This is a genomic window from Helicobacter sp. 13S00401-1, from assembly GCF_002272925.1.
Classification (GTDB): domain Bacteria; phylum Campylobacterota; class Campylobacteria; order Campylobacterales; family Helicobacteraceae; genus Helicobacter_I.
Window position 1 is genome coordinate 49,461 of sequence record NZ_MLAR01000009.1, and the last position, 21,367, is coordinate 70,827.

Consider the following 21,367-nt stretch of genomic DNA (forward strand, 5'->3'; position numbering starts at 1 on the left):
CTTAGACATCCTTTAAAGGCAGCTCTAAAGTAGGAACTATAGTAGCTGTTATAACTGGTGGTTCATTAGGAATATTCACATTATGAGTACTAAAAGGCTCAAAAAAACTTTTTAGGTTATATCTCTTATCTTTTAGCTCTAAGTAGGCTTCAAATATAGGGAAATGTCCTTTAGGATAGTGACTTATAAAGTCTTTTGCCTCACTACTTTTTCCTATCTCTAAAAGTAGATAAATATAGCCTATAGTCATATTTTCATTTTTCTTTAAAGCCTCTTCAAAGATAGAAAGATAAAAGTTGATATTGCCAGGAGTAAGACTAGAAAGTAAGCTATCAACAAGATTGAAAAACTCTTTAGCATTAAAGTTATAAAGAGATAGAATCTTTAGCATACTATCATGGCTTAGTTCAAGCGAACCCTCTATACTTTTTGTAAAAAGCATCTTAGCTATCTCATAATCCATCTTTGGCGTGCTTTGACTTAAAGTCTTAGTGATATCTTTAGATTCTTTTTTAGAATCTTTTATCATCTCTTCCCAAGCCTGTAAGTAAGCCTTAGATAAGTCCACATCAGGATAACTCATATTAAGCACATCTAAAGGCTTTTTAGAACCATTTTTAAGACTAGCTATTAGATACTTTTCATAAAAAACATTATGTACATCAAGATTAAGCTTAGTGTCTTTTAAGCTTCCTTCAGTTTGCAAAGAGTGTAAGGAGTCAAATAAAGCATCGATATGTGCATTACCACTAGCTTGTGAATTTAAAAGAGGTTTAAAACTAAAGCGCGCAAGTATTAAAGATAGGCTTTTAAACTCATCTGTACTAAAGCTTAAAGTCTTAGTATGACCCCCAAGACTTTGAGTATTTATCTGGGCAAGTAGTTTTGCATACTCTCTTTTATACCTCAGTCTTTTTAAGGTTTGTGCTATCTTATTAGAAGTCATAAAGATTAGTGCTATGATGAAAAGTACAACAAGTATGATGGCTATCCAAAGTGCGATTGGCATGCTTATATGCACTGCTTTACCTGCTATGCTAGTTATAGTGTAGTCTACATGCTGAGTGTAAAACAAAAAGCCACATATACATACTATATAAATGATGCCTATAATTATAAAATATCTAAGCTTCATAACTCTTCCTTGGACTTGTGGTCTTCATAAATAGTTCTACAACTTGTGCAGTACTTAGCATGAGGCTTTAACCTTAGCCTTTCTATACTTATATCATCATCACACATCTCGCACACTCCATATATTTTAGTTTCTATCTTTTTGAGTGAGTTTTTTATCTCTGAGATCTCAGTGTGATATTTTTCTAAGACACTAGTTTCAAGTCTTATCTGAGAGCGCAAAAAAACTGCATCTGCATTATCTCTTATATCTTGCCCATTTAACTCTTTTATATGTCTAGTCTGTGCTAAAGATATACCCTCTAAGTGTTTTAATCTTTCATTTAAAACATCACCTAGTTTTAATATCTCTAAGTGTCTCATCACTTTGCCTTTTTATTGTAAGGGATGGCCATGAAAGGAGTAAGCATCTTTTGCTGGTAAAAGCAGTGAGATTAGGTTACTTATAGTATCTTTTAAAGTAGGTCTTGATACAACCATATCTATAAGACCATGTTCTAGTAAAAACTCAGCTGTTTGAAAGCCTTCTGGTAAATCAGCACCTATAGTTTGCTTTATAACTCTAGCACCAGCAAAGCCTATAATAGCACCTGGCTCTGCTATGATGATATCTCCTAAAAAAGCAAAAGAAGCACTTACGCCACCAAAAGTTGGGTTAGTTAGAACTGAGATATAAGGAAGATTAGCATCACTTAGCTTATTAAGCGCTGTTGAAGTTTTAGCCATTTGCATAAGAGAATAAGTAGATTCTTGCATCCTTGCCCCACCTGAAGTTGAAACTATAATCAAGGCTTGCTTTTTAGCAACTGCCCTATTTATAGATCTAACTATCTTTTCTCCTTCAACTGAACCAAGGCTTCCACCCATAAAATTAAAGTCAAAAACGCAAAGCTGAACTTCCCTTCCATTTATCAAAGCTTCACCAGAGATAACTGCACTGTTTTTACCAGTTTTGGCAATGGCTTCTTCCATCCTCTTTTTATAACTTTTTTTATCTACAAAGTTTAATGGATCATTAGCCATCAAGTTAGTGTTTAGCTCTATGAAGCTATCTTTATCGCATAATATATCTAGTCTCTCTCTAGCTGAAATTTTAAAGTGATAAAAACATTTTGGACATATATGCTTATTTTCTGCTATCTCTTTATTGTAGATTAATGCTCCACAGCCTGGGCACTTAGTCCAGTGAACTGAAGTATCTTTAGTGCTTTTAGCTTCATCGCGCCTAAAGTTAGAAAAAAAATCTGAAAATTTCATTACATGCCTACTATTTGATTTAAAGTTGTTTGATTACTAGAGATGACGACATAGTCTTTTGTGCCTTCTCTCATATTAGAAAACGGTATATTTAAAGCATAAACCCCTAAGTTGCCATAGACATATAAGTCTCTTGATATAAAAAGGCCAGCTAAAACATCATACCTTCTAGAGATTTCAAGCATGATGACAAACTTATACCTAAAGGCAAAGGCTAGACTTAAAGCAGCAGCACCTAGCCCTCTAAACTTAAAGCCTTTATTTTTTAAGTATCTTACATACTCTGGTGCAGTATGAGCCCTTTCAAAAACCCCACAAGATGGTGCTACTACATAGTTTTTAAGAGGTAAGGCTAGCTCTTTTATATCTGTGTGTATAAAGTCACTTACGCAATCTAAGCTTTTCAATTTAAAAGTTAAGGGCTGTTTTAGCTCTAAATTCGAGTAGATAACTTCTAAAGAGATAAAGTTTATAACAAAGGCTTCAAGCACCCTATCTTCACCCTGTAAAGACTTAGAATCTTTTTTCAAACTTTCTAAGTCTTTAACCTCACATAAAGCTAAAGACGCTCCGTAGTATGGGATACCAGACTTTAGATTATCGCTTCCATCAAGTGAGTCTAAAACTAAGACTTTATTAGTAGTGATACTAGCCTTGATAAAGCCACTTTCTTCAGAATCTAAATTACAGTAGTCTAAAAAGTGCTTAGCATAAATCTTTTCACTTAATAAGTCAGCGCCTATGCTTATATCACCACCTGCACCCTTCTCAAAAGACTTGATTAGGTAGTCATAGTTTTGTGCAAACTCTTTTAAGACTTCAAAAGATGCACGGATGGACTTTTCTAAAAAAATAGATTCCATATAAGACTACTTAACTCTTTCTAAATATTCACCATTTTCAGTATTTACTCTTATAACTTCGCCTTCTAAAACATGAAATGGGATCTGAACTACAGCTCCTGTTTCAAGAGTAGCTGGCTTTTTGCCAGCACTGCTTGTATCACCTTTAAAGTTTGGAGGTGTGCTTACTATCTTTAGTTCAACTACTTGTGGTACATCTATAGATATAGCCTTGTTGTTAAACATAAGCACAGACACACTCATGCCATCTAGTAGCCATTTAGTATTACTTCCTATTTGACTTTCGCTAAGAGCTATTTGCTCATAGCTTTCAGTATCCATAAACTGATAGTTATCGCCATCATGATATAAAAACTGCATACTTTTTTCTTCTAGATTTGGCTCTTCACACTTATCGCCTGCATGAAAAGTCTTTTCTATAACTTTGCCATCTAAAAAAGACTTAATTTTTGCCCTAACAAACGCAGCACCCTTGCCCGGTTTTACATGCTGATACTCAGTGATTCTATAAGGCACTCCATCTATTTCTATCTTCAAGCCTTTTTTTAACTCGCCCATTCCTATAGCCATATCTTTCCTTCTTTTTAAAAATTATAGCAATTCTAGCAAAATTAACTTTTTAAAAACCTTTATTGCTTTAAAGCGTGTCGTCCTAAGTTTCCATACCTATGGAAAGATATGCTAGCACTTTGTTCTTGATGATAGTTAAGCAGTTCTAAATAGCCATTCATCAAAGGTTTCTTATTAAAAACTAACTTACCATACTCTGCAGCCTTTTTGAAAACTACATCTTCTGCACTAGCATCTATGATATACCTAATAAGATCAAAGTCTTTAGACTTGCTAGCAAAGTCTTCTAAGCTTTCATGTACCACTTCTATATTTTCTAAGCCTGCATATTTAAAGCACTCTAATACAAGGCCTATTTGCTCACTAGCTCCTGCTGTACTTAAGCTTAGAGTTAATTTAGATTTAGTAAGCGAACAAGCAACTATGACAGAAAAAATATCTACCAAAGAGTTTTCATTATGCACTCTAAAACATACTTTTTTAACTGCGTTATAAGAAAAGATGTTGTTTTCTCCTCTTATATGCACATACTCTTTAGGACTTGCAAACTCTTGATCATAAAAGTAAGCATAGTTTTTAGCTAGGTGTAAAACTTCTTGCATATCTGACTTAAATGCGTGGTCTTTTAACTTAGCATCTAGCAAGAACTGAAGCCTTGAAGAGATATTACTATCAAGTGCTTTTTGCTTATCTAAACTTCCACTAGCTTCTAGAAACTGAGTTACATAATTATAAAATCCTACCTTACGCCCAAATCCTATGGCTGATTTTTTAATCCCACCAAAAGGTTGTCTTAAAACTATAGCGCCTGTTGTAGATTTGTTGATATATAAGTTTCCAGCCTCTATATGTTCTAGCCAGTAGTCCCATTCTCTTTCATCTAAGCTCTCTAATCCTGAAGTTAAACCATAACCAGTATCATTAACCATCTTTATAGCATGCTTTAAATCCTTAGCGGACATAACTGAAAGTATAGGTGCAAAAAGCTCATTTCTATGACAAAAGTCCCCCTCTACAGTCCCATATCTAATAGCTGGTTTTAAAGCATAGTTGTTGTTATCTACATAGCTTGGTTTTAGTGCCCAGCCCTCACCTTGACTAAGGGTATCTAGTGCAGTTTGTGCATTTTTATTATCACTTGGGGCTATAGCCAGTAAACCTATCCTATTTTTTAGATCAAAAGGACTTCCTACATTAAGGCTACTTGCTGCATCTACTAGAGTGTTTTTGAAGTTTTCATCATTATAAACTTCTTCTTCTAAGATAAGTAAAGATGTAGCTGAGCATTTTTGTCCTGAGTTAGAAAAAGCTGAATGAACTACATTTTTTATAGCTTGGTCTCTATCTGAAAGCTTAGTTACTATAGTTGCATTTTTCCCACCAGTTTCAGCACTTAGATAAAGGGTTGGATTCTTTGTTAGAATCTCATATGCTGTATCTTCTCCACCTGTAAGTATGGCAAAGTCTACTTGACCTAAAAGATACTCATTTATATCCTTACCACTACTTGGTAAGAATACTAAATAGTCTTTAGGAAGTCCTGCTTCATAAAAGCACTCAACTATTAACTGCCCTACACTTACGCTAGTATTAGATGGTTTATAAATAACTCTGTTTCCACTAGCTAAGGCTGAGCTTACACTTCCAACTGAGATACCAACTGGGAAGTTCCAAGGAGTTATAGCAACCCCTATACCTTTTGGTCTAAAACTTAACTCTTTGTTATCATCAAGTAGCTTTTTCATAGAGTGAGGATAGAATCTTAAAAAGTCTATAGCCTCACTTACTTCAGCATCAGTTTCTATAAAAGTCTTTCCAACTTCAAGAGCACTAAGTCCTATGAAGTCGCCTCTCTTGCTAGCTATAATTTCGGCAGTTTTAAGTAGTATCTCTCCTAACTCTAAGAAACTTAAAGTAGTTTTAGATTCTTTTAAAAAGTTTACGGCGTTATTTATGGAATCTTTATTTGCATTATAAACTGTACCTATCTTTTCAGTACTGCCTTTTTTAAGTATATCTTTTGGAGTATCTTTAGGAGTGTTTTCTCCTATGATAGGAGCTACTTCTAGGCCTTTTAGATTCTCATACTTTGCTTTTATGCCTAATGCCCACTCTTGATTAGGCTTTAAGATAAAGTCAGTATCAGCTTCATTGTGAAATGTGCTTAGTCTTTCTTCTAGGTTTGTTATATTTAAGTCTAGTTTTTCAGTAAGTCTATTTTGAACTCTATAACTTTCAGTTCTTAAAGTAGGCATACCTTCAATAGACTTTTTGAAAATCTCTTCTTGTGCAAGCCACTCTTTACTTCCTACACTCAAAGAAAAGGCATGACGCATGAAGTTTGCTTCATTAGTATTTTCATCAAGACGTCTTATAAGATAAGCTATGGCGTTATTAAAATGAGCATCATTACAAACTGGTGCATAAAGTATGAGTGGATTTGTTTTAGAAACTAGAAATGAAGCCTTCATATTCATACCTTCTAGCATCTCAAAAGTAAAGCTTGGCCCAGCACCTACTTCTTTTATACGTTCGATTGCATAAGCTATCTGAAAGATATTATGAGAGGCTATACCTATATCTACATACTTATAGTTTTCATTATCAAGTACATAGTTTAGCATCCTGTTATAGTTAGAATCTGTATCTATCTTACTTCTAAAAGTAGGAAGTGGCCAGTCTCTAACTGAAGCTATAGTCTCTTCAGATTCCATATTAGCACCCTTAACTAGACGTATCTTGATAGGGGGCTTACCACTTTCAACTCTAGCTTTTGAAAACTCAACTAGTTTTTTAAGATAGTTAAAAGAATCAGGTATATAAGCTTGAAGCACTATACCTGCTTTTAAATCAAACTTTGATATAGATTCCATAAAGCTTGCAACTGTTAGCTCTAAATCTTTAAACTCTTCCATATCCAGGTTTATAAACTTCTTAGTAGTGCCTTTTGAATGTTCCACTGCTATACCATAAAGCTTATCTAACCTTTTAACTATTTCATTTTTAGACCATTCAAAATCAAGGATGTTGATTTGAGAAAAAATAGTCGTTATCTTTATAGAGATGTAGTTTATGTAATCAGACTTTAAAGCCTCTTCATACTTGCGCATCCTATAACCTGCCTCGCCCTCCCCTAAAACCTCTTCACCTATAAGGTTTACATTAAGCGTTATATTTTGTGTTTTTCTTTTTTCAACATGGGCTTTTAGCTTAAGAGGTGTATCATCTAAAACCATAGCTTTTGTATCACTTTTCAACTTAGAGACAAAAAGATTAACGCTCATGGAAGGAAGACTTTTACCAACTCCTAAGAAAAGAAAAAGTAAGAATTTCTCACCTGATGTGAAAAAATCTGCCATGCCATATTTAGACAGTATAGAAGATATAAGCTCATGAGATGTGGCAGCATCTTTAGATCTAAAACTTCTATCAAGAAGTTCTATTAGCATAACCTTATTACTAGGATTAGCAAGTAGCTTTTTCATCTTATCTCTGAAGCTTTGTTCTGTTTTATCAACGCCAGTGTTGATATCTGTTTGAAGATTTTTAGCTAGTGCTATGCTTTTTTCAATGATGCTAGGTGACATTTGGGGATTCCTCATTTAATTTGGTATATAAAGTAAACAAATTCTATCACACAACCCAGTTTGAAAACTTTTGAAAATATTATAAAAATCAAAAAAATATTCATTATGTAACTTATAGTTACTATAAAAATTACAAAAAAGCTCATAAAGTTACTCATAGTGAAAGATAGATTAAAAGAAACTAGCAACTTTAAAGAATCTACTTAATGATAGGCTAGAATTTAAGTCTATACTAAGTAAAAAAGGTGGCTTTGATGGAGTATATAAATATAAGACTTCCAGACTTAAAATCAAATGGCTATTTGGATAATAAATACGGCGGCAACGCAGAAGCTAAGTATAAAAATGCAGCTGGTGATGGTATCTACTCACCAGCCATAGAGTGGGACCCTATCCCTAATGCAAAGTCTTACTGTCTAGAGTTAATAGACTATGACGCAGCACCTGTTATAGGCATGATAGTTCCTCACTGGGGTGTTATAGACTTAAAAGTAACTTCACTAAAAGAAAATGCCTCAGCTAGTGATAAAAGCTTGCTTCAAGCAGTTAATGTTAGGGCTAAAGGGATTTATCGCTCAGAAATTAGAACACAAGAAGAAAAAGATAGACTAAATCTTGAAGCCTCTTTTTACATAGGTCCAAAACCACCAGATAAAGATCATAACTATCATTTTAATGTCTATGCACTTGATATCCCAACTCTTAACTTAAAGATGCCATTTTTCTTAGGGGATATGATGAATGCGATGTATGGACATATCATAGCTCAAGGCTCTACGCACTTTAGATACGAAAGATATAAAGGCTAGATTCCATTAAGGTAGTTTTAAAGCAAAGTCTTAAGGCTTAAGGCTTTGCTTTTTATAATTTAATGCAGGCTTTGATTTAAAGCTATAACTTTTGCATTTGCAAAGGCTTTCATAGTACCTGTTTTAGAATCCATTCTAAAGTGGATTCCATTTAACCCACTTAGCTCCCTACCTTTATAGTATCCACCTTCTTTTATCTTAAAGCTTGGATTTATGCTTTTGATTTTCTCAGCACATCCCTGGCACATTTGGAAAATGCCTCCTGCTAAAACTGCGATACCAGCATCTACTATACAGCCATCCCCCAAGCTTATACCAGTTACAGAGTTAGCACCTAAAAGGCAGTTTTTACCTATAGTTATAGGCTCGCTGTTTCCACCGCTTAAAACACCTAGTATGCTAGCTCCTCCTCCTATATCGCTTCCTTCCCCAACTACAACACTTGAGCTTATGCGACCTTCGTTCATACAAGCACCAAGCGTGCCTGCATTAAAGTTAACATAGCTTGCCCCTGGCATCTGAGTATAACCACTAGCTAAAGAAGCTCCAAGTCTAGTATTAGCACTATCAAGTAGTCTTATATTGTCAAATGGTGGGATGATATGCATTAAATAGCGAGGGAACTTATCTATGAAATCTATCACTGGGAACTTATCTTCTAACTTTAGTGCTAGTTCATTCTCGCGTAAATAAGCTAACTCATAAGGAGTATTTCCACTCCAAGCGACATTGTCAAAAAGACCAAATATAGAATCAAGATTCAAAGTCCTAGGCTTAGCCTTACCTAAAGAAAGTGCATAAAGTTTAGCATAGGCTACTTGCATGCTTAAAGGTTTTAAGTCTTCATAAAAGGCTATAAACTGATAATTACAATCCTTACATCCCCCAACATCTAATACTTCTTGAATCTTAAGCACACTTTGTATATTTTTATGAGAGGTTTTATCCTTTAAGGCTTCTTTTAAGAAGGGATCAAACTTAGCTAGGGCGTGAAGTAAAAAGCTTCTATCTATCTCATGAACTATCTCATTTTGCCCACAAGCTCCCTTTGGAAGAGCACTTGCAAAAACAGCAAAAGACCCAAAGTTTTCTTCCCAGTTAAAAGTAGCAAAACTTACATTTAGTGGTTTTTTTGAGATTTGACCAAGACTAACTCTAGCTATCCCAAAAAATAAAGGCTTTTTATTACTCTTATAAAACTCATCTACAAATTGCTTGAATTTTTCCATATTTACTCCTTAAATTATTTTATGGTAATAATATCTTTAGATTGCTAGGGATTTGTTCTAGCATACCATTTAAGAAAGTATCTTCTAAAAGCATATCTCCGCATAAAAATACCTCTTTTATAGCATCATCTTTCACCAAGCCTGCAAGCTGTTCACCCATAAACTCACATATAGAATATATCATGCCATGACTTAAGAGGCTATTATCAATACCAGCTACTTTAAAAGTCATAAGGCCGCGTAAAACTCTAGTATAGTCTATAGCGTTAGGACATTCATGTGTTTTTTTAGTCTTAATATCAATCTTAGGACCCTTATCTCTTATACACTCATGGGCTAGCTTCATAAGAGTAAAGTTAGTACTTAAGTGTTCTTCAAAACCTAGCAAGAATGAAACGACATTAAAAAAATCAACCAAGTTAGTACTGGTGATAGTTGTTTTCATATCAGGATTAGATTCTATAGTGGGATTTTCTTCAAAAAACTTTGTAGCTATCTTAGCACCAACTTTTTTAGATCTCATAGAATCTAAAAGCTCTAAAGGAGAAAAGCTAAAACTAAAATCTATCTCCTTGTGAAACTCACCATCTGCCCCTATTAAAAATAGCGTATCTGCTTTTTTATCAAACTGAAATAAAGCTCTTTTAGGCTTAACTAGCAAGTTAATATCTCGCGGTACAAAAAGCTTTTTATGCGAAAGCATGAAGTTTCGATTTGAAAGCGTAAAAGAGTTAAAATGAGGTTCTAAAAAACTAAGGGTTTCATAACTTAGATCAAAAGTTATATCCTCTGCTTCTTTAGAATCTAAGCTTTTTATAAACACATAGTCCATCTCGCTAGATTCCAAAAACTTTAAAAGACAGTTTAAGTAGATATCTTTAGGTAAGGAGGCAAATAAGAACTCTTGCTTATCTGTTATAAACATCTCTTTAAAAATCTCTTTGACTTTTACACTTATAAAGGGACGCTCAAAGCTAGGAAGGGCATTTTTAGTTTTTTCATCTAGCCTTAGATAACTACTAGCTGCCCTCAAGTCTGCAAACATCACAAACTCTGATATAGGACTAAGTGAAATCTCATAGCCTAAGTCATTAACTTTTAAATAGACACTTTCTTTGTTTTTAAGTTTAGCTGCTATTTCTTCAAAGCTTTTTGAGTCTTCTTTTATATCTACAAACTTTTCTAGTCCTTTAAAATCTTCGCTTTTTAAAATCTCAGTTAACTCTAAAACATCATAGACGTTATGGTATCTTTCTTTTAACTCCATTTTTTCATAATTTTCTGTGTTAATCAAACTAAAAGCTACTACTTCTTTAAAAGTGATACTTGAACAAAATGGCAGTCTTGTAGAAAGTGCATTAGCAAAATCTAAAACTTCTTTATTTTCCCCTGAAGCTACCACATAAAGCATGCCATCTTCATATAAAAAGTAAAAACTTACGCCCTTAAACTCAAAGGCTATGTTTTTTAGTATCTTTATAAAACTACCTAATATCTTAAAGCTCTTATCAAATCCCACATCAACTGTAAAACTAAATCGTAATGTTAAATCTTCCATTAAAAACCCTTATAAGAGAGATTAGCCACTTCTTGTAAGTCCAAGTTAGCGTTTTTAATCTCATGCTCAAAGCCTAGCCTTTCTAGCTGGCTCAAAACCTCTTTTTCCATAACATCTATCTTGCTTAAAAGCCCTTCACTTAAAGTAAAAGCTGTGTCATGACCTATGACATAGGGCACTATGCCAACTATATGCACATTAGGTAAATCACCCATCATCTCATGAAGCCTTAAAGTCTGAAGCATCTCAACTTCATGCGCACTTCCTGCCCACTCAACTACATTTGGAATCTTAGAAAAATTAAAGCTATACACATCACCTACTGCGCCCCCACTTGCACTTACGCAATCAAGCACCAAGACATCATCATACTCGCTAATTAAAGGTATGAGTGCATTAGCTAAAGTGCCACCATCTACAAACTCTAGTACATAATCCTTAGCTGCCTCTTTTGGACTAAAGCCATACTTTAACTTTAAAAAGTTAGACATATGCACGCCTATACCCTCATCACCGAATAAAATATTGCCTATGCCTAGGACTAAAACTTTTCTCATCTTCCTTAAATCCTCCTATTCTCATTTTAATACTTTTATGAGTTATTTGCATACCAACTTAGATAAATTTTTAATGAAAATATCTATAAAAACCACAGTCCTTACTTGCCAACATCAACATCTCTTTATCTCCCCTAGTATCACCATAAACATATATCTTTTCATACTCTTCTAAGTTAAAAAGCTCTTTTATGCGTTTTACTTTTTCAGGGCCATAACAGTTTTTACTAGCAAAATTACCACTTAGTTTTAGGCTATCTTTTTCTAACTTAGTACCTATTAGTCCTATGCCCATACTTTTAGTAAACTCTTGTAAGTAGTCTTCAAAAGATGCACTCACTAAAACTACTTCTACTCCTTCATTTATATGCTTTTTTATCCTATCAAGCCCACTAGCCTTACAGTCACTTAAAAGTAGAGGCAAAAAGTCTTTACACTTTTGATTAAAAACTTCTAAACTAAAGTTAGAAAAAGCCTTTTTAACAACTTCTTTTTTTACTTGTTCGTTAGTCAAAAGTTTTAACTTAAAAAGCAACAAAAGATGTAAGTTAGAAAAAACTGCTTTATAAAATCCACTTTTCCCTAGTACAAACTTCATAAAACGTGCAAAAGAATCACTCCTAGTGATGGTCCCATCAAAGTCAAAAAATGCTATCTCTTTACCTTTTTTTGCCAAAAGAGTTTCCTTTGTGTTGTGAATTCAAATAAGCTTAAGTGTAATCTTAAATTACATGTATTTTACATAAAAACAAGGAGTTAATGCTGAAGTTAAAATGCGCTTATATGCAAAGTCAAAAAATAATATAAAATGGATAAAACAAGTTGGAAGGGTAAAATAAGGAGTGAGGCAATATTAAAATAGATAAAAATCAAAAAGCTACTTAAATGTAAACTTCTACTTTAATAAAGAGTGCTTTTGTGAAATCTAGTCTTCTGTGATGTGCTTTGCAAGGTGTCTATGATCAAGTTCTGCTAAGACTTCTCTTTCTAGGTCATAAAGCTCATATCTTATATCCTTAAAGTCTTCCCATCTACCAAGACCTTTTAACTCTTCTATCTTCAAAAACTCTTCTAAAACTCTTGCGCTTTCTTCAGCACGCTTAAAATTAGCCTTTAAGATACTTTGTAAATCAAGCCTTGTGCCTTCGCTTTCTATATTTTGCTTTAAGACATCATTCATGCTATCCCTAGCATATAAAACTTTAGAATCTAAAACAACCTTATGTCTTAAAAGTTTAAGTCTAAGACTAAGCTTTTTAGAATCTAAAATGTAGCGCGTGCAGTCTTCAACCACACGCAAGCCCTCTTTAAGACGATTGACATTAGCATCAAGTAGTCTTAAAGTTTTCATTTATCTGTTGTTACTACCTAAGATTCCAAAAATCTGAAGTAAAGATACAAACACGTTAAGGAAGTCTAAGTATAAAGCAATAGCTGCCATGATAGGACTACTATATCTTCCTTTGATGATGTTTTGAGTATCATAAGCGATATAAACACTAAATATGATAGTAGCAATACCTGCTATGCCTAATTGAAGCATAGAGCTTTTTAGCCAAAACATATTAAGTAGCGAAACTACAATTACAACTATGACTGATATAAGCAGCACCCTGCCTAGATTTGCCAAGTCTCTTGGAGTTTTTATAGCATAAACACTCATAATCCCAAAGATGATAGTAGTCATAGCTAAAGCTTGTACTACTCCACTTAGACCATTAACACTTATAACAAAAGCTAGCAAGGGCACTAGGGTTAGACCACTTAAAAATGTAAAAATAGCAAGTAAAGCTATATTAATACCGCGTCTATCTTTTAGGAACATCAAAGCTATTAAAGACACTATCTCTAATATAAAGATAGGCCATCTAAAAGATACCACGAAGTTAACATGGTAAATCCCTATAAATGCACCTATAGTTGCTAAAAGCAAACTAGCTGCAAAAAACTTATAGGTAGTCTTTACGAAATTCACTAAAGCAGTGTCAGACTGAGCTGAAGCTGCTTCTTTTTGCGTATCTCGTGCGTAATTTCTATTATACAATCCCATATATGCTCCCTTTATTAAAATTAACTTAACTACGGGATGTTAACACAAAACATTTAATCTTCATTCACAAGATATTATAATTAGCCCAGTGTTAAGAAGAGATAAGGACGGATAAGCAATGATAACAGTTGCGATTAATGGCTTTGGAAGAATAGGTAGAGTGATATTAAGAGAAGCCTTAAAGCGTGATGATATAAAAATAGTAGCCTGTAATGATATATCTAACTGGGAGATTCTTGCCTACCTATTTGAGTTTGATAGCACACATGGCCCCTTACACAAAGAAGTGCTATTAAAAGATAACATGCTACTTGTTGGAAACCAAGAAGTTAAGCTTAGTAATGAAAGTCATTTTCAGATAAAAGATGTCGACTTTGTCTTAGAATGTAGTGGGAAACTTACTAGTTCAAGTGAAGTTAACTACCATCTAGATAATGGCGTAAAACATGTGATAATCGGAGCAAATACAAAAGATAACACGCCAACTTTTGTATTTGGGGCTAATACACACTTATATAGAGGAGAAAAGATTATCTCTAATGCCTCCTGCACAACTAACTGCATAGCTAGCATTTGTAAGATTATAGATTCTAACTTTAACATTAGAAGTGGGACCCTAAGCACAGTGCATAGCTATACTAATGATCAAGCCCTAGTAGATAGTGCCCATAGAAGTGATAAAAGACGAAGTAGAGCTAGTGCTACTAACATAGTGCCAACCACGACTAATGCAGCCCTTGCCCTTCACAAAGTTTTGCCTAATCTAAAAGGAAAGATGCATGGTCACAGTCTTAGAGTGCCAGTTATAGATGTCTCTATGTCAGATCTTAGTTTTAGTGTAGAAAAAGAGACTTCTAAAGAAGAGCTAAATGCTCTTTTTACAAAACACTCTGAAACTGATTTAAAAGGGATCTTGAAAGTAGATTCTAAATACCGTGTAAGTAGTGACTTTTTAGGAGAAAGTGCTAGTAGTATAGTAGCCCTTGATCTAACTTTTACTATAAAAGATATGATTAAAGTTATGGCCTGGTATGATAATGAGTGCGGCTATGCTAACAGGATGCTTGATATGTGCAAATTTATGCAAAGCTATAAGGTCTAGAATGCTAAGTTTAGAAGGGATTAAACACGCCTTTGATGTAGTGCTTTATAAAGACTTAAACTTATATGTAAGCCCAAAAGAAAGCGTGGCTATACTTGGAGTTAGCGGCAGTGGGAAAAGTACTATATTAAATCACGCCTCAAGTTTTCTAAAGCCACTACAAGGAAGTGTAAAAATAGATACTACTGATATATACTCCCTTAAAGCAGACAAACTTTCAGCCCTGCGTAAACAAACTCTAGGTGTTATCTTTCAGTCTCACTATCTTTTTAGAGGCTTTAGTGCACTAGAAAATCTAAAAGTAGCAAGCATACTAGGCAATAAGGATATTGATATAAAGATGCTAGAAAGCTTTGGTATAGAGCATGTTTTAAAACAGCAAATTGGCACTTTAAGTGGCGGACAACAACAACGCCTTAGCATAGCTAGAGTATTAACTAAGATGCCACGGGTATTAATAGCTGATGAGCCAACTGGGAATCTAGATTCTAAAACTGCCCATGATGTTATGAACCACCTCTTTAACTACATAAGAACTAATAATGCCTGCATGCTTCTAGCTACACATGATACAGAGCTTGCTAAGCTTTGTGATAAAACTTATATGCTAAAAGACTGCAAACTAGAAAGAGTTTAAGCTATCAAAATACCACTTAGCTAAATACCTAAACTATCAACTTAACTTACAAAATAAGACTTTAAAAAGTGCATTAGAATCTAACTTAGATTCTAAGTTAGTAATATAAGCTAATCATAAGCTTTAAGCTGTATCCCTCCTATCTTTAAAACACGTTTAATTCAGCATACTAAATATCAAATATCACTAATACACAAAATAATATTCTCATATAAAAAAGGAACAAAAAGTACTTTTTTATTAGGCTGTTAGAGGATTTAAAAGCGATTTAATCAAAATGTAAGCCTATGCCTTATCTATGATATGGCACTAAATTTAACGGTTTGGTGCCATCTTGTAGATAAGGGGGAATAATGAGATTAGTTATTGTGATAATAAATTTAATAGTTGCTATCTTAGAATTAATTGTAGTTTTTAGGTAGGGTGATATCTTTTTAACAAAAAAGATATCAAAGCAATTGGAGCTAAGCTAAGCGTTAACTTAACCTAGTATAAATCTTTTTAATCGAATAGTAAAGATTCGATTAAAAGCCACTCTTTAGGAGTGGCATAACATAATTAACCAAAAGGATTAAAAATGATAAAGGATACTACAGCAACTAATACAAAAAAGTCAAGGGCTGAACTAAGAAAAATAAAAACAAGCCCTATCATCGATTATAACGCTTTTTTAACTAGCCTAAGCCCTTGTAGTAAAATTAGAGATGATACTACTTATGGAAGATGTGGTGGTTTTTTCTTTTGTGCCACAGATTATATAACTATAGGGCTAAGCAGAGTTAGCTATCCATATTTTAGATTCTATAAAGCTATAAGTAGCAATATAGATGTTTTAAAAAATCAGATCTTAGATTCTATTTGCTTTATGAAAGAGTTAGAAAATCTAGATCGTACGATAATCAAAATTCTAATTAATCAAGCCTACAATCTACCAGAAAAAAGAGTTATAAATCTTAAAAACTTACCCATAAGATTTAAATAAGAATAGTTCTAATAAAATTTATTTTTAAAGTTAATGGGATGGGTTTAATAGTATTTTTAGAAAAAACCAACAAACAAGAAGGAGAATAAAAAGATGTTGCCAACACAATTTTAGGAAGTCTAAGCATAGCGCTTAGCGCAGGAATTATTTTAAGTTTAGTTATAAGTGTAAATAAGCTAGAGAAAAAAACAAAATCTCTAGAGGGCAGGCTACGACTACTCCAAACATAAACAACGATAGGGCTTCAAAATAGGTAAAGTGTGAACTGTTCGGGAAATCCGAACAGTTGGAAGTGTTGCAAAAAAGCAACAGTTAACTTTAGTTTTCAGTTGTTCGGAATTACCGAACAACTGCCAGTGATAATAAAAAAGGATAAATATGCCCAAAATAATTGATATAAAAAAAATACCTATAGACAAAAATATAAATATATGTGATTTAGAGCCACAAGAATTAGTAAAACTTATATGTGCAGAGCTAGGAATTACTAAAGCACAGCTCGCTGAGCGTTTAAACTATGATCCAGCTATCATTACTCGGCTAAATAATGAAAAAGTGATAAAAGCGTTACAAATTTACAGGGGACTTTACGCACATAATTATATTTTTCGTGATGATTACAAGATGGGTAAAGATAACAAATTCCAACAAATTCAAGAAAAGCGTAAAGCAGAAGAAGAAAAAATACATCACTTAAATTTATTGACTGCCAAACAACCTAGTTTTGAAAATGAGTCAAATATAGTCAGATATGCCTTAAAAAAATTACAGGTAACTTACAAGGAATTAGGAGAATGTATCGCTTATGAGAGAATGGCCATAGGCAGAGCACAAAGAGAAGGTGCAAGTAAGCAAATGACTAGGGCTCTAGAGCTCTTATTGGAAAATTATGAATTAAAAAAAGAAAATGAGATTTTAAGGAAAAACCTAGCGCAACTAGAACAAAACTTAGATCAAGAAAAACCAAAGGATGCTAGTTTATTTGAAGATTTTTAAACATTTTTAGACTACTCTTTAACTAAAGTTTCCCCTCCTTCAACCATAGCCCAAAGCCCATATGGATCAGCTATGCAAAAGGCTAACAACATACTTGTAAAACTCTTTGCTACCTTAGTAAATGGTGATCCTTTATTGCCCTTAAATCGTGTAGTAAACAATGCCTTAAAACATAAAAGAGACTTTCACTTACTAGATGCAGAAGGCCTGGTTAAAACAATCATTGAAGAACCTAGTTTTAAAACCTTGCCACGACATAATCAAAATGTTTTTATAAGTATGGCTAAGACTTTAAAAGCTTTAAAAAATAATGAGTTTTTTAAGGCTGGTTTTTTAAATAAGCACTTTATTAACCAAAAACAAGACTTAAAAGAAACTCCTTCTAATCCTAATATCTCTAAAGATGGCGATAACTTAGATACTAACTCTAGTGCTAAAACACAAGAAGATAGCTTGCCTCCTTTAAAAGATGATGATCCTAATAATCCTAATAATCCTAATAATCCTAATAATCCTAATAATCCTAATAATCCTAATAATCCTAGTAATCCTAGTAATCCTAAAGCAGAAGGTGATGACCCTACAAACCCTAGCACCCCTAAAGCAGATGGTGATGAGCTAGATACTAACTCTACCACTAAAGGACAAGAAGATAATTTACCTCCTCCAAGAGATGATGACCCCACTAATCCTACTAATCCTACTAATCCTACTAATCCTACTAATCCTACTAATCCTACAAACCCTAACACCCCTAAAGTAGATGGTGATGACCCTATAAACCCTAACACTCCTAAAGTAGATGGTGATGAGCTAAATACTAACTCTAGTGCTAAAACACAAGAAGATAGCTTGCCTCCTTTAGAAGAGTTTGGTACTAACTATGCTGAGTTTAAAGGAAAGCCAAAAGAAGGCTTACAAAAGCTTATAGATGAAAAAGAAGGTCAAGTTCAAGGACTTTGGCATAGAGAAGATATAGGAGATATAGACTTACCTTATGGGAAAGTTATAAATCCAGATAAGCATACTGGCTATGGACTAGCTCACATATTAGATAAGCATGAAGGAGAGTTTGCACGTTTTGGAAGTGGTGAAGAAGGAGTAATAAATGGATTAAGCGAGATAATAGAAAAAGGCACAGTTATAAATAACAAAAATGTTAACACTATATGGCTAAAAAAAGATGATGAATACTACTTAGTTGGACTTTCAAAAGGATGGAAAGGTGAGGGAGATAATGAGTGGGTTGTAAGCTCATATAAAAAGACAAGTGAGATAAATAAAGATGTAATAAAAGAAATAGAGGGCGATAGTCAAGTTCTTTCCGCTCAGACTAACTTTAATGGCAAGGAGACTCACTCACCAACCACTCATAACAATAATGCCAAAGACAGCCCAACAAGTCAAGATATCAATACTAAAGAAGAACCTAAAACCTTAGAAGATATAAAAGTTTATGATAAAGCACTAAGTGATATGAATAACGCCTTAGAGTTTAGTAAAGATGTGCTTATAGGCTATCTTAAAAGCTTAAAGTTTACACTTGAAGGAAAAGGAAGCCCAAGTGATTTAATACAAAGACTTGAAAGCTTGCCTAAGACCTTAGACTTACAAACCTTAGTTGCAAATAAAGATGCTATTAATGAAATCTATCTTCAAACCATAAAAATAAGTAGTGCTAAACAAGATATACATAACTCCTTAAAAGCACTAAATTTAGATACTAAAAATAATGCTATATTTAAAGATAGCTTTGATAAATTAGAATTCATAAAAACACAAAGTGAACAAGGCTCTAAGCAAAGCTCTAAAGTTACAGAAGCAGATAACTTAGGTGATGAAGTTAGTGATGCTACTAAAACTAGTGATGTAGTAGCCAAAAAGGAAGAACCCTAAACTAGACAAAGGACTAAATCCTATAAACTTTCTAGATAAAAATGGTAAAGATCACACCATAAGCCCTGAAATTCAAAAAGAGTGGATAGAAACACTAGGATTAAAAAGTATAGATGATGCTTATGTACCTAAGCTAAAAGAAGAAGTGAAAAGAGTTCTTCATAATAAAGATATAAAAAACAGTGCCTTGAAGTAGAAAAAGCTTGACTTTGTAGGTTAGATATGGTAATGTTACATTACTTAGGAGGTGTTAGGGCACCTTCTAAGAGCATTAAAAAAACTAGCTAGGAGTTTCTTATGAAGCCACTTAAGATTCTAGCGATAATTTTAGAGATTATAGTTAATATTATAGAGATTACAACAATGAAGTTTCTAAAGAGTCACAATGAAGTTTTTAAAAATGATAGAGTTTCTTTTAAGAATAATTGTACTTATACTAACAATTATTCTTAAAAGGTCTTTAAAAAAAGCTCCCAGTGTAAAGGTAAAAGCTGGGAGCCTCTATCAAAAAAACTTCATTAGTGTAAGTTTAACAAAAAACAAAGGAGTTTGTAATGCTTACATCAATAAATACTTTTAATACTAGTAATACTTGGATTTATAGGGTCTTATAGAATGTATAGACTTGAAAAAAAGTAGATGGACTAGGAAAGAGATTAGAGGCACAAAATGGTAGAAGTGAGCAACATTCTTAAAGTAATATAAGAGGTAAAAAATGGAATCTAACTACATAAAAGAAGTGTGTGCTAAGCTAGGTATAACCCAAAGAGAGTTAGCACGCACTTTAGGCTACTCTGAGGAGGCTATATCAAGGGCTGCTAAGACTAATAAGGTGTCTAACTCCATGAGAAAGACTATTGAAGGCTACTTAAATCAAGACTTAAACAAAGTAAAAGATATATGTAATAAGCTAGATTGCACACAAGAAGAGCTAGCTTTAAACATAGGAGTTGATAAATCTAGCATTAGCGAGTGGTCAAGAGGTACGCGCGCTACTCCTAAGTGGGCATTACGTATATTTGAACTGCTTTTGGTTGAAAAAGATTATAAGATGATGCAAGAGAAGTTAAGAGGTTAAGATAGAATCTTTAAGGCTTAAAAGTATTTTTTGAAAGCAGTGCTGTAGAAGATGCTGAAGAGTTTTCTACTCAGATAAGCTTAGATAATGCAGTAGTTAGAGTTAATGATGAAGCCTTAAGAGAAGGAAAGATAAAAGTAGAAAATAATGCCCCAAATCTTAATGCTTTAAACATAAAAGTTAATGAAAATAGAGAACTAGCAAAGCAGTTAATTGGCTTTAATGATGAAGCATTAAGATACAACATAGATCCTAGTACTACTACTTTTGAAGAGGCTAGAGATAGTTTTAATAATACTAATTTTGAGCTAGATGAAAACAATGCTTTTTTGATAATACCTCTTGAAGAACGCAGCGTAACGCAATTTAAAGACAAAACACAAGAAGAGATTAAATGGCATGGGTTTGTAAGGGGAGGATTTGCTATCTATGATAGGTGGGGTAGCGTACAAAAGATACTAAACCCAGATGATGAAAAAACTAAGATATGGATAAAACATAGAGAGACAAAGTGGAAAAAAGAAGAGGCATAAAATGAGCAATGAAGATTTTGAAAAAAAGCTTAATGAACTAGGGCTAAATAAAAAAGATTTTTCCCGTATCTCAGGGGCAGCTTATCAAACCATAACAAACTGGAGACAAAAAGAAGGCATACCCGCTTGGGTACGTCCTTTTTTAAACTACTATGAGCAAGCTAAAGAGTTTCAAAATATGCTAAGTGTGATGGAAAAGTATAGAGGATATGCATAAGAACTAAAAAAACATCTAGCTTAAGGAAAAAGCCATGAAAGCACTAGACTTAGCAAAATACATAGTCCAACTAACTGACCTAAGCGGGTGCAAGTCAAGCAACTTACAACTCCAAAAGATAATATATTTTGTCAACCTAAAGCATATAAAAGATAAAGGAAGCTTCTTAATTGATGAACCTTTTGAAGCTTGGCAGTTTGGCCCAGTGGTAGAGGAGGTTTATAGAGAGTATTATTTATGGAGTGGGCTTGCAATTTATACTGAACAAACACAAATTGATAACAAAACTCTATCATCTGATATGAATAGCTT

At 33.6% G+C, this 21,367-nt stretch carries 22 protein-coding genes; 10 read left to right on the forward strand and 12 right to left on the reverse strand.

All coding sequences use genetic code 11. The features are described from left to right. Nucleotide 1: 1 nt before the first annotated feature. The 6 genes from BKH43_RS05855 to BKH43_RS05880 are packed head-to-tail and all read right to left on the reverse strand — an operon-like array spanning nucleotide 2 to nucleotide 7,399. A complete protein-coding gene (locus tag BKH43_RS05855; protein ID WP_095229571.1) occupies nucleotides 2–1,135 on the reverse strand; it encodes a LapA family protein in 1,134 nt (377 codons plus the stop codon). After that, entirely contained in the window at nucleotides 1,132–1,497 is a 366-nt protein-coding gene (locus BKH43_RS05860; protein WP_095229573.1) for a TraR/DksA C4-type zinc finger protein, read from the reverse strand. The genes BKH43_RS05855 and BKH43_RS05860 overlap by 4 nt, the downstream gene beginning before the upstream one ends. Nucleotides 1,498–1,509: 12 nt before the next feature. Continuing rightward, complete coding sequence (accD, locus tag BKH43_RS05865) at nucleotides 1,510–2,391, reverse strand: acetyl-CoA carboxylase, carboxyltransferase subunit beta (RefSeq protein WP_095229575.1); 882 nt, start codon at nucleotides 2,389–2,391, stop codon at nucleotides 1,510–1,512. Beyond that, a complete protein-coding gene (locus BKH43_RS05870; protein WP_095229577.1) occupies nucleotides 2,391–3,254 on the reverse strand; it encodes a hypothetical protein in 864 nt (287 codons plus the stop codon). The genes accD and BKH43_RS05870 overlap by 1 nt, the downstream gene beginning before the upstream one ends. A 6-nt stretch (nucleotides 3,255–3,260) precedes the next feature. Beyond that, complete coding sequence (gene efp, locus BKH43_RS05875) at nucleotides 3,261–3,824, reverse strand: elongation factor P (RefSeq protein WP_095229579.1); 564 nt, start codon at nucleotides 3,822–3,824, stop codon at nucleotides 3,261–3,263. A 59-nt stretch (nucleotides 3,825–3,883) separates the two neighbouring features. Continuing rightward, nucleotides 3,884–7,399, reverse strand: coding sequence for a bifunctional proline dehydrogenase/L-glutamate gamma-semialdehyde dehydrogenase (locus BKH43_RS05880; RefSeq protein ID WP_172402331.1), 3,516 nt, complete (start codon nucleotides 7,397–7,399; stop codon nucleotides 3,884–3,886). A gap of 266 nt (nucleotides 7,400–7,665) precedes the next feature. On the opposite strand from BKH43_RS05880, the gene BKH43_RS05885 reads away from it, so the two are divergent. After that, nucleotides 7,666–8,220: a YbhB/YbcL family Raf kinase inhibitor-like protein gene (locus BKH43_RS05885; protein WP_095229583.1), complete on the forward strand. Its 555-nt coding sequence runs from the start codon at nucleotides 7,666–7,668 to the stop codon at nucleotides 8,218–8,220. A gap of 59 nt (nucleotides 8,221–8,279) precedes the next feature. On the opposite strand, the gene BKH43_RS05890 is transcribed toward BKH43_RS05885, so the two are convergent. The 6 genes from BKH43_RS05890 to BKH43_RS05915 all read right to left on the reverse strand — a co-directional run bounded on the left by BKH43_RS05890 (nucleotide 8,280) and on the right by BKH43_RS05915 (nucleotide 13,614). Next, on the reverse strand, nucleotides 8,280–9,449 hold the full coding sequence (locus tag BKH43_RS05890) for a tetrahydrodipicolinate N-succinyltransferase N-terminal domain-containing protein (RefSeq protein WP_095229585.1): 1,170 nt from the start codon (nucleotides 9,447–9,449) through the stop codon (nucleotides 8,280–8,282). 19 nt (nucleotides 9,450–9,468) lie between these two features. Continuing rightward, on the reverse strand, nucleotides 9,469–11,007 hold the full coding sequence (locus tag BKH43_RS05895; protein WP_095229588.1) for a hypothetical protein: 1,539 nt from the start codon (nucleotides 11,005–11,007) through the stop codon (nucleotides 9,469–9,471). Next, on the reverse strand, nucleotides 11,007–11,564 hold the full coding sequence (locus BKH43_RS05900) for a HyaD/HybD family hydrogenase maturation endopeptidase (RefSeq protein WP_095229590.1): 558 nt from the start codon (nucleotides 11,562–11,564) through the stop codon (nucleotides 11,007–11,009). Before BKH43_RS05900 ends, BKH43_RS05895 begins: the two co-directional genes overlap by 1 nt. 70 nt (nucleotides 11,565–11,634) lie before the next feature. Continuing rightward, on the reverse strand, nucleotides 11,635–12,240 hold the full coding sequence (locus BKH43_RS05905) for an HAD-IB family hydrolase (protein WP_095229592.1): 606 nt from the start codon (nucleotides 12,238–12,240) through the stop codon (nucleotides 11,635–11,637). Between the two features lie 249 nt (nucleotides 12,241–12,489). Further along, nucleotides 12,490–12,915, reverse strand: a complete 426-nt coding sequence (locus BKH43_RS05910) for a thiamine-phosphate pyrophosphorylase (protein WP_095229594.1) — start codon at nucleotides 12,913–12,915, stop codon at nucleotides 12,490–12,492. Beyond that, a complete protein-coding gene (locus BKH43_RS05915) occupies nucleotides 12,916–13,614 on the reverse strand; it encodes a Bax inhibitor-1/YccA family protein (protein WP_095229596.1) in 699 nt (232 codons plus the stop codon). 121 nt (nucleotides 13,615–13,735) lie between these two features. On the opposite strand from BKH43_RS05915, the gene BKH43_RS05920 reads away from it, so the two are divergent. The 9 genes from BKH43_RS05920 to BKH43_RS05965 form a co-directional block, all read left to right on the forward strand. After that, nucleotides 13,736–14,716, forward strand: coding sequence for a glyceraldehyde 3-phosphate dehydrogenase NAD-binding domain-containing protein (locus tag BKH43_RS05920; RefSeq protein WP_095229616.1), 981 nt, complete (start codon nucleotides 13,736–13,738; stop codon nucleotides 14,714–14,716). Between the two features lies 1 nt (nucleotide 14,717). Next, nucleotides 14,718–15,353, forward strand: a complete 636-nt coding sequence (locus BKH43_RS05925; RefSeq protein ID WP_095229598.1) for an ATP-binding cassette domain-containing protein — start codon at nucleotides 14,718–14,720, stop codon at nucleotides 15,351–15,353. Between the two features lie 577 nt (nucleotides 15,354–15,930). Further along, nucleotides 15,931–16,335 carry a hypothetical protein gene (locus BKH43_RS05930; RefSeq protein WP_095229600.1) on the forward strand — a complete coding sequence of 135 codons (405 nt, stop codon included), beginning with the start codon at nucleotides 15,931–15,933 and terminating at the stop codon, nucleotides 16,333–16,335. Nucleotides 16,336–16,713: 378 nt separating this feature from the next. Continuing rightward, the gene (locus BKH43_RS05935) at nucleotides 16,714–17,331 is read left to right on the forward strand and encodes a hypothetical protein (RefSeq protein ID WP_095229602.1); all 618 of its coding nucleotides are present in this window, start codon (nucleotides 16,714–16,716) and stop codon (nucleotides 17,329–17,331) included. Nucleotides 17,332–17,403: 72 nt separating this feature from the next. After that, the gene (locus BKH43_RS08490) at nucleotides 17,404–19,227 is read left to right on the forward strand and encodes a hypothetical protein (protein ID WP_172402330.1); all 1,824 of its coding nucleotides are present in this window, start codon (nucleotides 17,404–17,406) and stop codon (nucleotides 19,225–19,227) included. Nucleotides 19,228–19,942: 715 nt separating this feature from the next. Then, complete coding sequence (locus BKH43_RS05950) at nucleotides 19,943–20,305, forward strand: helix-turn-helix transcriptional regulator (protein ID WP_095229608.1); 363 nt, start codon at nucleotides 19,943–19,945, stop codon at nucleotides 20,303–20,305. A gap of 329 nt (nucleotides 20,306–20,634) precedes the next feature. Next, nucleotides 20,635–20,838 (forward strand): hypothetical protein, encoded by a 204-nt coding sequence (locus BKH43_RS05955; RefSeq protein ID WP_095229610.1) that lies wholly within the window; start codon nucleotides 20,635–20,637, stop codon nucleotides 20,836–20,838. Nucleotide 20,839: 1 nt separating this feature from the next. Then, nucleotides 20,840–21,055 carry a hypothetical protein gene (locus BKH43_RS05960; protein ID WP_095229612.1) on the forward strand — a complete coding sequence of 72 codons (216 nt, stop codon included), beginning with the start codon at nucleotides 20,840–20,842 and terminating at the stop codon, nucleotides 21,053–21,055. A gap of 34 nt (nucleotides 21,056–21,089) precedes the next feature. Next, nucleotides 21,090–21,367 (forward strand): type II toxin-antitoxin system antitoxin SocA domain-containing protein (locus BKH43_RS05965; protein ID WP_143429040.1); only part of this gene is annotated, 278 nt, incomplete at its 3' end.

What these genes read in the sequence shown, in the direction of transcription:
- BKH43_RS05855 (WP_095229571.1), bottom strand. Translation starts at nt 1,135, where the DNA reads ATGAAGCTTAGATATTTTATAATTATAGGCATCATTTATATAGTATGT.
- BKH43_RS05860 (WP_095229573.1), bottom strand. Translation starts at nt 1,497, where the DNA reads ATGAGACACTTAGAGATATTAAAACTAGGTGATGTTTTAAATGAAAGA.
- accD (WP_095229575.1), bottom strand. Translation starts at nt 2,391, where the DNA reads ATGAAATTTTCAGATTTTTTTTCTAACTTTAGGCGCGATGAAGCTAAA.
- BKH43_RS05870 (WP_095229577.1), bottom strand. Translation starts at nt 3,254, where the DNA reads ATGGAATCTATTTTTTTAGAAAAGTCCATCCGTGCATCTTTTGAAGTC.
- efp (WP_095229579.1), bottom strand. Translation starts at nt 3,824, where the DNA reads ATGGCTATAGGAATGGGCGAGTTAAAAAAAGGCTTGAAGATAGAAATA.
- BKH43_RS05885 (WP_095229583.1), top strand. Translation starts at nt 7,666, where the DNA reads ATGGAGTATATAAATATAAGACTTCCAGACTTAAAATCAAATGGCTAT.
- BKH43_RS05890 (WP_095229585.1), bottom strand. Translation starts at nt 9,449, where the DNA reads ATGGAAAAATTCAAGCAATTTGTAGATGAGTTTTATAAGAGTAATAAA.
- BKH43_RS05895 (WP_095229588.1), bottom strand. Translation starts at nt 11,007, where the DNA reads ATGGAAGATTTAACATTACGATTTAGTTTTACAGTTGATGTGGGATTT.
- BKH43_RS05900 (WP_095229590.1), bottom strand. Translation starts at nt 11,564, where the DNA reads ATGAGAAAAGTTTTAGTCCTAGGCATAGGCAATATTTTATTCGGTGAT.
- BKH43_RS05910 (WP_095229594.1), bottom strand. Translation starts at nt 12,915, where the DNA reads ATGAAAACTTTAAGACTACTTGATGCTAATGTCAATCGTCTTAAAGAG.
- BKH43_RS05915 (WP_095229596.1), bottom strand. Translation starts at nt 13,614, where the DNA reads ATGGGATTGTATAATAGAAATTACGCACGAGATACGCAAAAAGAAGCA.
- BKH43_RS05925 (WP_095229598.1), top strand. Translation starts at nt 14,718, where the DNA reads ATGCTAAGTTTAGAAGGGATTAAACACGCCTTTGATGTAGTGCTTTAT.
- BKH43_RS05930 (WP_095229600.1), top strand. Translation starts at nt 15,931, where the DNA reads ATGATAAAGGATACTACAGCAACTAATACAAAAAAGTCAAGGGCTGAA.
- BKH43_RS05935 (WP_095229602.1), top strand. Translation starts at nt 16,714, where the DNA reads ATGCCCAAAATAATTGATATAAAAAAAATACCTATAGACAAAAATATA.
- BKH43_RS08490 (WP_172402330.1), top strand. Translation starts at nt 17,404, where the DNA reads ATGCAAAAGGCTAACAACATACTTGTAAAACTCTTTGCTACCTTAGTA.
- BKH43_RS05950 (WP_095229608.1), top strand. Translation starts at nt 19,943, where the DNA reads ATGGAATCTAACTACATAAAAGAAGTGTGTGCTAAGCTAGGTATAACC.
- BKH43_RS05960 (WP_095229612.1), top strand. Translation starts at nt 20,840, where the DNA reads ATGAGCAATGAAGATTTTGAAAAAAAGCTTAATGAACTAGGGCTAAAT.